Origin of the sequence: Microbacterium sp. (assembly GCF_026393345.1) — a bacterium.
GTDB lineage: Bacteria > Actinomycetota > Actinomycetes > Actinomycetales > Microbacteriaceae > Microbacterium.
This window is the reverse complement of record NZ_JAPLAI010000037.1, coordinates 80,751-92,166: the sequence shown is the minus strand read 5'-3', so window position 1 is coordinate 92,166 and position 11,416 is coordinate 80,751. Positions and strand designations below refer to the sequence as shown.

Genomic DNA, 11,416 nt, shown 5'->3' with positions numbered 1-11,416 from the left:
GCCTACATCGTCATGGGCTCCAAGCAGCTCGGTGCCGACATCAACCTCGCCTGGCCCACCGCGGAGATCGCGGTCATGGGCGGCCAGGGCGCCGTCAACATCCTGTACCGGGGCGAGCTGAAGCGTGCGGAGGAGGCGGGCGAGGACGTCGCCGCGGTTCGCACCAAGCTCGCGAACGAGTACACGTACAGCGTCACCTCCCCCTTCCTCGCCGCAGAGCGCGGCGAACTCGACGGCATCATCGAGCCCGCGCAGACCCGCGTCGCGATCGCGAAGGCCCTGCGGTCGCTCCGCGGCAAGCGCGCGAACCTGCCGCCGAAGAAGCACGGGAACATTCCGCTGTGAGCACCGACGAGGCGCCGCTGCGCATCGATGTGCCACGCGGGAACCCGACAGCCGAGGAGCTGGCGGCGGTCGTCGCGGTCGTGGGCGCCGCGTATGCGCAGGAGCGATCGGCGGCTGTCGTGGACGATGACCAGCGCAGCTCCTGGCATGTGTCGCAGCGGTCGCTTCGCCAGCCCCTCCGCCGCGAACTCGGGTGGGGCCGATTCGGCTGACGCCCGCCCGCGTGGTGTCCCCCAAAGTACCTACAGACAGCCTCGCCGGCCGCCCCCGATACTAAGAGAGCTAGAACGCATTGCGCGTTGGCCGGTCCACGGGTTACCAGGGTTCCCCCGGATTCGGTCCTGTGGATGATTTTCGGGTAATCATCCACACCGGCGAGGGGCAGGCGATCACGCCGCCCCTCGCCCCCCTGGTTCTCCGGCCTCTCGACATCCCCGTCGACACTGTCGGTTCGGGCCGCCGCGGCTCAGGATGCGGCAGGCCGCCGGATCTCGCGCCACAGGTCGACGCTGTCCTCGTCCGACAGTCCCAGCGTGGACGATGCCCGCCCCACGACGGTCACGGCGACGTCGGCATCCGGCGACGTGCGGATGTACAGCCGGTCCGACCGCGCGGCGCGCAGCGTCTCGGCCAGCTCCGCCCGGATCGCGGGCAGCTGCGCTTCGGGCAGCGCGTCGAGGCCGCCCTCATCCAGGACCGTCACCACCGCGCCGCGACGGCGGGTGGCGTCCAGGGCGGAGCGCACGGCGTCGTCCAGCAGGCGGGGTCCGCGCAGTTCGTCGCGCAGCCGGCCCTCCGCGATCCGCGCCTCGATCCGGCCCTTCTCGCCGAGTGCACCGCCGGTGGCGATGGTCCGCGCGAGCACCGGGCCGGCGACGGCCAGCGCCCGCTGCACCTGGATGCGGCGTTCCCGCTGCTGACTACCCTGCGCCGCGTGCACCGCCGACGCGGTCCGCTGCAGTTCACCCAGCCGCTGGGTGTCCTGGTCGGCGCGGTCGAGGGCGTAGACGAAGAATTGGGCGGCGCTCACCCACATCAGCGAGCCGACCAGGCCGAGCCCCAGTGCAGGCACAAACCCCAGCAGCAGCGTCGACCAGCCGGCGAGCACCGCGGCGCCGCTCCACGCCGGCCACGGCTGGCCGCGCACGACGAGCACGACCATGAGCGCGCCGAGGCCGCCGATGTACCAGGTGGCGTAGGAGGCGCCGACGGCGTCGGGGCCGACGCCGTACGCGACCGCGGGAGGCACGGCGACCGCGGTGATGAGAGCGAGGACGCACAGCCACATCGGCAGCCGGTCCCGGCCGCCCCGCACCGCGCCGTCCGCGGAGCGGCGTCCACCGCGATACCCCCACAGGATGCTGAGCCACGCGGTGGCGAGATACAGCGCGAGCGCGAGGATGAACACCGTCGGATGCGGAAGGGTCGCCGCCCACGGGACGCCGCGGCCCACGAGATAGCCGGTGAAGGCGAGCGCCAGGATGGTGAGGACGAACCGCACACTGATCATGCGGCGGACCTCCGCCACTCCAGGGTCACCGTGGTGCCTTCGGGGCCGGAGTCGATGCGGGCGTCCCCGCCGAACGCCGCGACACGGGCGATGATCGACGCCCGGATGCCGAGCCGGTCGGCGGGCACCGCCTCCACGTCGAAGCCGTCGCCGGTGTCGCTGATCCGCACCACCAGCCCGCCGGGCGCCGCGGGCGCCGTGACCGACACCTGGAGCCCAGCGCCGTCGGCGTGGTCGATGGCGTTGGAGATGGCCTGCACGGCCGCCAGCACGAGGGCACGGGCCACGCGTCCGGGAAGCTCCGGCGCACCGGGGTCGATGTCCACCTGGACGGTGACGTCGGTGTCCGCGAGCGCCTCTGCCAGGCCGTCGACGATCGTCTGCGGCGGTACCGGCGCGTCGCTGCCCTCGCCCGCATCCCGGTCGGTGTTCGCGAGGCGGGTGAGCGCCTCACGCGCCATCGACACGGCCAGGTCGCGTTCGCGCGGGCTGTCGGCGCGGGCGGCGGCGATGAGGGCCGCCAGCACGCTGTCGTGCATGAGCGCGGCGACCGCGACCCGCTCCCGTTCGGACGCGGACACGGCGGCCGCACGGGCGTAGGAACTCACGGCGCTCACCCGCCGCTCGTCGACGTCGGAGGCGGCGGCGCGGAACGTCCACCCCATGGTCATCAGGACGCTGCCGAGGATGAGCGAGAACGACACGTCCAGCGCCACCGGCCACCACGCCTCCGGGACGAAATGCAGCTCGATGAGCCGCACCAGGCCGTAGAGCAACGGCAGACCGAGGGTGAACAGGAGCTGCAGAACAAGCGGCATGACGAGCACAGCGGGGACGGTGGCGACATTGATGAGGAAGTACACCCACGGCTGCGAGGAGACGGGCGGGGAGGTGTCGAAAGTGGCGATCGGCCACAGGATGAGCACCAGCATGTAGGCGGCGATGAAGACGGAGGCCGCCAGCCGCTGCGCGCGACCGGCGAAGAACGCGGTGATCATGAGCGCTAGCGGCACGAACACGAGCAGCAGGAACGGCACCTGCCACGCCGGCGGCGCCTCGGTGTCCCCGAGGGCCCCGACGAACGCCTGTGCGCCGAGCGCGACGCATCCGATCGCGACGGAGACGGACATGACCCGCTCGACGCGCTCCCGGGTGAACGAGGCGACCTCGACCGAGGGCAGCGCGCCGAAACCCTCCAGATCACCGGTGGCCGGGTAGCCCTTACCGGGCATCGCCGACGCCCTGCTCCGAGAGGATGCCGTCTTCCAGGGCACGGCGATGCAGATCCACCTTGGTGGGCGCCGGGCGCCCCACCTCGGTGTACTTCATCCGGATGCGGGCGATGTTCTCCTTGGCCGTGGAGAAGGCGATGCCGAGCCGGTCCGCGACGATCTTCAGTGGAAGACCGGCGGCGTACAGCGTCAGCACCTCGCGCTCCCGAGTGGACAGCTGCGCGGTGGCGAACTCACGGTCACCCTCGACGGCGCTCGCCCACTCGGCGTTGCTCAGCACGTCACCGCGTCCGACCGTCGCGATCGCCACCACGACGTCCTCGATCGGGGACGACTTGCTGATGACGCCGGCGGCTCCCGCGGCGAGCGCCTCCCGCACGGTCGCGGAGCGGTCGGCGACGCTGTAGATAATGACGCTCGAGCCGTCGGCGATCAGCCGGGTGACGTTCTCGGTGACGGTGGTGCCGTCGCCGAGGGTCAGATCGAGCACGACGGCATCGGCCGGGCCGTGACCGCTGGAGCGTCGCCAGCCCAGATACTCGGTCACCGATGCACCGGAGAACACGATCTCGGTGCCGCCGTCGGCGCGCGCACAGGCGGCTTCGACCCCGAGTCGCACCGACTCGTGGTCATCGATGAACGCGACGCGGGTCATGGCCACATGCTATCCGCGACTGTCGACCGGGGTGAGCGTGGTGACCGCTTCGACATGGTGCGAGTGCGGGAAGAGGTCGATGGCGCGCACGGTGGTCGCGGCATACCCCTCCTCGGCGAACGCCGCCAGGTCGCGGGCGAGGGCCACCGGGTCGCAGGCGACGTAGACCACCGCGCGGGGACGCAGCCGCGCGACGGCGCGGGCCACCTCGATCCCGGCTCCCGACCGCGGCGGGTCGAGCACGACGACGCCCTGAGACAGCCGCTTCCGCTCCGCGTCGGTCACCGTGGCCGCAAGCCGCTGGATCCACTGCTCGACCCGGCCGGTCTCGGCCCGTGCCCCGATCCACTCGGCGAGGTTCGCACCGGCGTGCTCGGTGGCCCGGAGGTCGGATTCGACGCTCGTGATCTTCGCAGCGGGGCCGGCGATCTCCCCGATGGCGGCGGCGAACAGGCCGACGCCTCCGTACAGGTCGAGGTGGCGGGCGCCGTCTTCGAGTCCCCCGAGCGCCGTCAGCTGTTCGGTCACGATCCCGTGGAGGGTGGATGCGGCGAGCCGGTGCACCTGCCAGAAACCGCCCGCATCCAATTGGAACTCCCGGTCGCCGACGCGCTCGATGACCCGGTCGCGGACGCCCTTGCCGGCGGGCGCCTTCTCGGGCCGCGACAGGATGCGCACCTGGCCATCGGCGGGCTGGACGAGGTCGATGCGTCCCGGGCCGTGGCCCCGAAGCCGGGCTGCGGCATCGGCCACGGCGGCGGTCGCGAGCGGCAGCTCGGTGACCGGCACGACCGTGTGGCTGCGGGCGGCATACGGCCCGACCCGGCCGTCCGCGTCGACGTGCAGGCTCACGCGGGTGCGCCAGCCGGTGGCGTCCGGTGCTTCCTCGTCCCGGAGCGAGCCGTCCGCCGCCCGGATCGGATGCGCCCCCTCGATGGTGGCGGGCAGGTCGAGTTTGCCGATGCGGGTGAGGGCGTCACGGATGACGTCGAGTTTCAGGGCGCGCTGGCGCTCCAGCGCGATGTGACCGAAGTCTGCACCGCCGGGCCGTTCAGCGGCGGGCTGCGAGAGGTCGGCCTGCGCCCAGACGTGGGGGCGGCGGTCCGGTGAGGCGGTCTGCACCTCGACGACCTCGCCGCGCCAGAACGACTTCTTGCTCGTTTCCGTCAACCGCACCCGCACGCGTTCACCGGGCAGCGTGTCCGGGACGAAGACGACCCGGCCCTCGTGCCGACCCACGAACACGCCGCCGTGAGCGACTCCGGTGATCTCCAGCTCGACTTCGTCTCCCGCATCCACCCCCCGAGCCTGTCACACTGTCCGCCGCCCCGCCGCCGCGGTACCGCAGCCGGCAGGGCACGCGGGTAGCGTGGCGGGATGCGTGTGCTGCTGGCATCCACCTCCCCCGCCCGACTGATGCTGCTGCGGCAGGCGGGGATCCAACCCGAGACCCTAGCCCCCGACGTCGACGAAGAGGCGGTCATCGCCGCCGTCGAACACGCCGAGGAGCGCACCCTCGCCCCCGACGAGCACGTCCTCCTGCTGGCACGGCGGAAAGCCGCCGCCGTGGCCGCCGCGATCGAAGCCGACGACCCGGGCTTCGACGGCATCATCATCGGCGGCGACTCGATGTTCGAACTCGACGGCGAGATCCTCGGCAAGCCCTACACCGCCGAGGCCGCCACCGCGCGCTGGCACGCGATGCGCGGGCGCACCGGAGTCCTCCACTCCGGGCACAGCGTCGTCCGGCTGGCTCCGGATGCGGCGCCGGTCGAGGCGCACGCCGTGGCCGCCGCATCCGTCACCTTCGCCGCCGACATCACCGACGCCGAGATCGACGCGTACGTCGCCACCGGCGAACCGCTGCTCGTGGCAGGTGCCTTCACCGTCGACAGCCTCGGCGGGGCGTTCATCACGCGGGTCGAGGGAGACCCCTCCACCGTCGTCGGGATGTCGCTGTCGACGGTGCGGGCGCTCGCCGCGCAGCTGGGCGTCAGCTGGCCGACACTGTGGCGCCGTTCGTAGGTTGTCACAGACCTTTCCCGCTGCTTCTTGTGGGATGCGCTCAAAAGGCGGCCCCTCTACCTCGGTAGGCTGGCTCTCATGCCAGAAATCGCCAAGGTCCTGATCGCGAACCGCGGCGAGATCGCCGTCCGCATCATCCGTGCGGCGCGCGACTCCGGACGAGCCACCGTCGCCGTCTACGCCGACCAGGATCGCGACGCCCTGCACGTCCGCCTCGCCGACGAGGCCTATGCCCTCGAAGGGGCGACGAGCGCCGAGACCTACCTGTCCATCGACAAGATCCTGTCGATCGCCCGCCGTTCCGGCGCGGACGCCGTCCACCCGGGGTACGGGTTCCTGGCGGAGAACGCCGAGTTCGCCCGCACCGTCATCGCTGCCGGCATGGCGTGGATCGGACCGTCGCCCGACGCCATCGAGGCACTCGGCGACAAGGTCACCGCCCGGCACGTGGCCGAGAAGGTCGGTGCGCCGCTCGCTCCGGGCACCCCCGGACCCGTCGCGAACGCCGACGAGGTCATCGCCTTCGCCCGCGAGGTGGGCCTGCCCATCGCCATCAAGGCGGCGTACGGCGGCGGCGGTCGCGGCCTCAAGGTCGCCCGCGAATTCGACGAGGTCGCCGAGATGTTCGAGTCTGCGACCCGTGAGGCGGTCACCGCCTTCGGTCGCGGCGAATGCTTCGTGGAGAAGTCCCTCGATCAGCCGCGTCACGTCGAGCCCCAGTGCCTGGCGGATGCGGACGGCACTGTCGTCATCATCTCGACCCGCGACTGCTCGCTGCAGCGCCGCCACCAGAAGCTCGTGGAGGAGGCACCGGCGCCGTTCCTCACCGCCGAGCAGAACCGCATCCTGTACGAGTCCTCGAAGGCGATCCTGCGCGAGGTCGGCTATGTCGGCGCAGGCACGTGCGAATTCCTCATCGGCGCCGACGGCACGATCTCGTTCCTCGAGGTGAACACGCGTCTGCAGGTGGAGCACCCGGTCTCCGAAGAGGTGACCGGCATCGACCTGGTCCGCGAGCAGTTCCGGCTCGCCGAGGGTGGCACGCTCGACTACGGCGACCCGGAGCCGGTCGGCCACTCGATCGAGTTCCGCATCAACGGTGAGGACCCGGGCCGGAACTTCCTGCCGCAGCCCGGCCCCATCCACGTGTTCAAGACCTTCGGCGGTCCCGGCATCCGGCTCGATTCGGGCGTCACCGCCGGCGACACGGTCTCCGGCGCGTTCGACTCGCTGCTGGCGAAGATCATCGTGACCGGCCGCGACCGCGCCGAGGCGCTGGAGCGCGCCCGCCGCGCCCTGGACGAGTTCGAGGTCGCCGGCCTTCCCACCGTGCTGCCGTTCCACCGGAAGGTCGTGCGCGACCCGGCGTTCACCGCCGAGGACGGCCGGTTCGGCGTGTACACCCGCTGGATCGAGACCGAGTTCGTCAACGACATCCCGGTGTGGGACGGCGAGCTGTCCGATCCCGCTCCGGCCGAGCCGCGGCACACCGTCGTGGTGGAGGTCGGCGGCAAGCGCCTCGAGGTGAACCTGCCCGACCGCATCGCGGCTCCCGCGGCCGCCGCCGGACGCCCCGCCGCCGTGCCGCCGTCCCGTCGCTCGCACCAGCGCACCGCGAACGCGGGGGCGAGCGGCGATGCCGTGACCTCGCCGATGCAGGCGACCGTCGTGAAGCTCGCCGTCGAGCACGGCCAGCAGGTCGTCAAGGGCGACCTGGTCGTGGTCCTCGAGGCCATGAAGATGGAGCAGCCGATCCAGGCGCACAAGGACGGCGTCATCGGCGCCATCGATGCCACTCCCGGGACCACGGTCTCGTCGGGTCACCAGCTACTGACGATCAGCTGAGCCGCTCACCTGTCGCGAACTGCGACCTCATGTCGCACGAAGCGACAGGTGAACAGCGTCGGCGTCAGCGTCAGCGTCAGCGGCAGCGGCAGCGTCAGCGACGGCGACGGCGACGGCGTCCGAAACTCGCAGAAATGCACGAACCTCGCAGGATTCGGCGATATATCTGCGAACTTCGCGTGATTCTGCGAACTTCGGGCGCTGGGTCAGTTCTCGTCGCCACCGTCGGATTCGACGACGTGCATCGCCCGCATCGCGTCGGTGATGCTGCCCGACAGCGACGGGTACACCGTGAACACGCGGGAGACCTGGTCGACCGTGAGACGGCGCTCCACCGCGATCGCGATCGGGTAGATCATGTCCGACGCGCGTGGCCCGACGATGACGCCGCCGACGACCGTGCCGCTGCCCTTATTGGCCAGGATCTTCACGAAGCCGTCCTTGATGCCCATCATCTTCGCCCGCGGGTTCGCCGCCAGCGGGAGCTTTCGCACCACGGCGTTCACGGCGCCGGACGCGATGTCCCGCTCCTGATAGCCGACTGTGGCGATCTCGGGGGCGGTGAAGATGTTGGCGGCGATGCGGCGGTGCTCGAGCGGAATGACGACGTCGCCGAGGGCGTGGAAGATCGCCATGCGACCCTGCATCGAGGCGACCGAGGCCAGCGGCACGAAGGTGGTGCAGTCCCCCGCCGCGTAGATGTTCGGTACCGACGTGCGGGCGACGCGGTTCACCCGGATGTTGCCGGATGCGGTCATCTCGACGCCCGCATCCTCCAGTCCGATCCCGGCGGTGTTGGGGATCGACCCGACCGCCATGAGGCAGTGGCTGCCCTCGACCGTGCGTCCATCGGACAGCGTGACCCGTACGCCGTCGCCGATGTTCTCGACCCGGTCGGCCCGCGCCTTGGAGAGGAGCGTCATCCCACCGCGCTTGAAGACCTTCTCGAGCACCGCCGCCGCATCCGCATCCTCACCCGGGAGCACCTGGTCGCGGCTGGAGACGAGGGTGACCTTTGACCCGAGGTTCATGTAGGCCGAGGCGAACTCGGCGCCGGTCACGCCCGAGCCGACCACGATGAGGTGCTCGGGGAGGGTGGTCATGTCGTAGAGCTGCGTCCAGCTGAGGATCCGCTCACCGTCCGGCATCGCGTTCGGCAGTCGCCGCGGCGAGGCCCCCACGGACACGACGAGGGTATCGGCCTCGACCCGGTCGAAGTCGGTGCCGCCGGCGCCGGTCGACACGACGACGGAGTTGCGTCCCTCGAGCCGGCCGTGACCGGAGATGATGCGCACCCCGGCCTCGACGAGCGAGGCGCGCATGTCGTCGGACTGCTGGCGCGCGAGGGCGAGGAGCCGCCGGTTGACGGCACCCAGGTTGATCGCGATCTCGGGCTTGAGCGGCTTGCCGTCGCCGCCGCGGGCAAACAGCTGCACGCCCAGGTCGCTCGCGCCGGCGATCGCGACGGCCGCATCGGCGGTGGCGATGAGGGTCTTCGAAGGGACCACATCGGTGATCACGGCCGACCCGCCGACGCCGGAGCGCTCGACCAGGGTGACGTCGGCGCCGAGCTGCGCGGCGGCGAGCGCCGCGTCGTACCCGCCGGGGCCGCCGCCGATGATCGCGACGCGTTGGGCATGTTCGAAGCTCAGGGACATGTCCCCCATTCTTCCCCGCCCGCCGCCGCGGCGCACATCGGGGTGCCGCGGCGGACGCGTGCGGCGATTTAGAGTGGTCGTCATGGTGACCCAGAACCCGCTCGACGACCCCGCTGCCGACCCCTTCGAGATCGCCCGGCAGGCCGCCGACGACATCGCCCGGATCACCGGCGTCGACCGCCATGACATCGCCCTCACCCTCGGCAGCGGCTGGGGGCGGGCCGCGGAACTCATCGGGGAGACCACGGCGACGATCCCCGCGACCGAGGTCACCGGTTTCAGCAAGCCCGCCCTGGAAGGTCATGCCGGGACGCTGCGCAGCATCCTCGCCGAGAACGGCAAGCGGATCCTCGTGATCGGCGCACGCACGCACTTCTATGAAGGCCACGGCCCGCGCCGGGTCGTGCACAGCGTCCGCACCGCGGCCGCCACCGGCGCCACCACGATGGTGCTCACCAACGGCGCCGGCGGCATCAAGGCCGACTGGCAGCCCGGCCAGCCGGTGCTCATCAGCGACCACATCAACCTGACCGGCGCCTCGCCGCTGGAGGGTGCCACCTTCATCGACCTCACCGACCTGTACTCGGCGCGGCTGCGTGACCTCGCTCGCACGATCGAGCCGAACCTCGACGAGGGCGTGTACTGCCAGTTCCGCGGGCCGCAGTACGAGACGCCCGCCGAGGTGCAGATGGCCAAGAGCTTCGGCGGCCACATCGTGGGCATGTCGACCGCGCTCGAGGCGATCGCCGCACGGCAGTCCGGCATGGAGGTGCTCGGGTTCTCGCTCATCACGAACCTCGCCGCCGGGATCTCCCCCACCCCGCTCAGCCACGCCGAGGTCATCGAGGCCGGGCAGACCGCGGAACCGGTGATCTCGGCGCTCCTCGCCCGCGTGATCGGCGCGCTGTGAGCGCCCTGCTCGACGCCGCCCGCGCCTGGCGGGACCAGGACCCGGATGCGGTGACCCGCGCCGAGCTCGACACGCTCATCGCGCGCGTCGAGGGCGAGGTGGCCGGCGCGACGGACGAGCTGGCCGACCGCTTCGGCACCCGTCTTGCCTTCGGCACCGCGGGCCTCCGGGGCGAGCTCGGCGCGGGCAGCAACCGGATGAACCGGGTGCTGGTCGCGCAGGCCGCGGCCGGGCTCGCCGCGTACCTCCGCGAGCGTGCCACGCCGGGCGATGCCCCCGTCGTCGTGGTCGGCTATGACGGCCGCCGCAACTCCGACGTCTTCGCCCGCGATTCGGCGGAGCTGTTCGCCGGCGCGGGGCTTCGCGCCGTGCTGCTGCCGCGCCTGCTGCCGACCCCGCTACTCGCCTTCGCGGTACGGCACCTGGGGGCGGCCGCCGGGGTCATGGTCACCGCAAGCCACAACCCGCCGAACGACAACGGCTACAAGGTGTACCTCGGCGGTGCCGACGACGGCGCCCAGATCGTGCCACCCGCGGACGGCGAGATCGCCGCGCACATCCAGCGGATCGCCGACACCCGCCTGGTCGGAGACTTGCCCCGCTCGGACGCGTACGAGATCGGCGCCGAGTCGATCGTCGAGGCGTACGTCGCCGCGACCGCCGCCGTCTCCCCCGCCGGTGCGGGCGCCGAGGGGCTGCGCTGGGCGTACACCGCCATGCACGGCGTCGGGTGGGAGACGCTGTCTCGCATCCTGGATGTCGCGGGGTACCCGGCACCCGTCACCGTCGACGCGCAGCTGCACCCGGACGGCGCGTTCCCCACGGTCTCGTTCCCGAACCCGGAGGAGCCGGGCGCCCTGGACCTCGCGTTCGAGACGGCGCGGGATGCGGGCGCCGAGCTCGTCATCGCGAACGACCCCGACGCCGACAGGCTCGCCGTGGCGGTCCCGGATGCGGCGGCCCCCGGCGGCTGGCGCCGCCTGACCGGCAATCAGATCGGGCTGCTGCTCGGCTGGCGGGCCGCGCAGCGCGCCGCCGACACCGCATCCGCGGCGGACGGACCGCGTCCGGCGCTCGCCTGCTCGCTCGTCTCCTCCCCCGGGCTGCAGGCGGTGGCCGCGCACTACGGCCTCGACTTCCACGCCACCCTCACCGGGTTCAAGTGGATCTCCCGTGCCCCGGGCATCGTGTACGGATTCGAGGAGGCCCTCGGCTACCTCGTCAACCCCGACACGG

General features: G+C 71.8%; 11 protein-coding genes and 1 pseudogene. 7 read left to right on the top strand and 5 right to left on the bottom strand.

Annotated elements, in window-relative coordinates; genetic code table 11:
* A partial coding sequence (locus tag NT132_RS06135) for a carboxyl transferase domain-containing protein (RefSeq protein WP_297786392.1) occupies nucleotides 1-345 on the top strand: 345 nt, incomplete at its 5' end.
* On the top strand, nucleotides 342-557 hold the full coding sequence (locus tag NT132_RS06130) for an acyl-CoA carboxylase epsilon subunit (RefSeq protein WP_297786389.1): 216 nt from the start codon (nucleotides 342-344) through the stop codon (nucleotides 555-557). The genes NT132_RS06135 and NT132_RS06130, both read left to right, overlap by 4 nt.
* Before the next feature lie 254 nt (nucleotides 558-811).
* Here NT132_RS06130 and NT132_RS06125 read toward each other — a convergent pair whose 3' ends face one another.
* Genes NT132_RS06125 through NT132_RS06110 form a run of 4 tightly spaced genes read right to left on the bottom strand, consistent with a single transcriptional unit; the run spans nucleotide 812 to nucleotide 5,041 of the window.
* Nucleotides 812-1,855 (bottom strand): hypothetical protein, encoded by a 1,044-nt coding sequence (locus NT132_RS06125; RefSeq protein WP_297786386.1) that lies wholly within the window; start codon nucleotides 1,853-1,855, stop codon nucleotides 812-814.
* Nucleotides 1,852-3,087, bottom strand: a complete 1,236-nt coding sequence (locus NT132_RS06120) for an ATP-binding protein (protein WP_297786383.1) — start codon at nucleotides 3,085-3,087, stop codon at nucleotides 1,852-1,854. The genes NT132_RS06125 and NT132_RS06120 overlap by 4 nt, the downstream gene beginning before the upstream one ends.
* The gene (locus tag NT132_RS06115; RefSeq protein ID WP_297786380.1) at nucleotides 3,077-3,742 is read right to left on the bottom strand and encodes a response regulator transcription factor; all 666 of its coding nucleotides are present in this window, start codon (nucleotides 3,740-3,742) and stop codon (nucleotides 3,077-3,079) included. The genes NT132_RS06120 and NT132_RS06115 overlap by 11 nt, the downstream gene beginning before the upstream one ends.
* A gap of 9 nt (nucleotides 3,743-3,751) precedes the next feature.
* Nucleotides 3,752-5,041, bottom strand: a complete 1,290-nt coding sequence (locus NT132_RS06110) for a class I SAM-dependent RNA methyltransferase (RefSeq protein WP_297786377.1) — start codon at nucleotides 5,039-5,041, stop codon at nucleotides 3,752-3,754.
* A 78-nt stretch (nucleotides 5,042-5,119) separates the two neighbouring features.
* Between NT132_RS06110 and NT132_RS06105 the strand changes: the two genes are divergently transcribed.
* The 3 genes from NT132_RS06105 to NT132_RS06095 all read left to right on the top strand — a co-directional run bounded on the left by NT132_RS06105 (nucleotide 5,120) and on the right by NT132_RS06095 (nucleotide 7,795).
* Nucleotides 5,120-5,767, top strand: a complete 648-nt coding sequence (locus NT132_RS06105; protein WP_297786374.1) for a nucleoside triphosphate pyrophosphatase — start codon at nucleotides 5,120-5,122, stop codon at nucleotides 5,765-5,767.
* A gap of 78 nt (nucleotides 5,768-5,845) precedes the next feature.
* On the top strand, nucleotides 5,846-7,612 hold the full coding sequence (locus NT132_RS06100) for a biotin carboxylase N-terminal domain-containing protein (RefSeq protein WP_297786371.1): 1,767 nt from the start codon (nucleotides 5,846-5,848) through the stop codon (nucleotides 7,610-7,612).
* A 48-nt stretch (nucleotides 7,613-7,660) separates the two neighbouring features.
* Nucleotides 7,661-7,795, top strand: coding sequence for a hypothetical protein (locus NT132_RS06095; RefSeq protein ID WP_297786367.1), 135 nt, complete (start codon nucleotides 7,661-7,663; stop codon nucleotides 7,793-7,795).
* Nucleotides 7,796-7,818: 23 nt separating this feature from the next.
* Here the strand turns inward: NT132_RS06095 and NT132_RS06090 are convergent, their stop codons facing one another.
* Nucleotides 7,819-9,270: an NAD(P)H-quinone dehydrogenase gene (locus NT132_RS06090; protein ID WP_297786364.1), complete on the bottom strand. Its 1,452-nt coding sequence runs from the start codon at nucleotides 9,268-9,270 to the stop codon at nucleotides 7,819-7,821.
* 82 nt (nucleotides 9,271-9,352) lie between these two features.
* Between NT132_RS06090 and NT132_RS06085 the strand changes: the two genes are divergently transcribed.
* Nucleotides 9,353-10,180, top strand: a complete 828-nt coding sequence (locus NT132_RS06085) for a purine-nucleoside phosphorylase (RefSeq protein WP_297786361.1) — start codon at nucleotides 9,353-9,355, stop codon at nucleotides 10,178-10,180.
* Nucleotides 10,177-11,416, top strand: a pseudogene (locus NT132_RS06080) (phospho-sugar mutase); the annotation flags it as partial. The gene NT132_RS06085 and the pseudogene NT132_RS06080, both read left to right, overlap by 4 nt.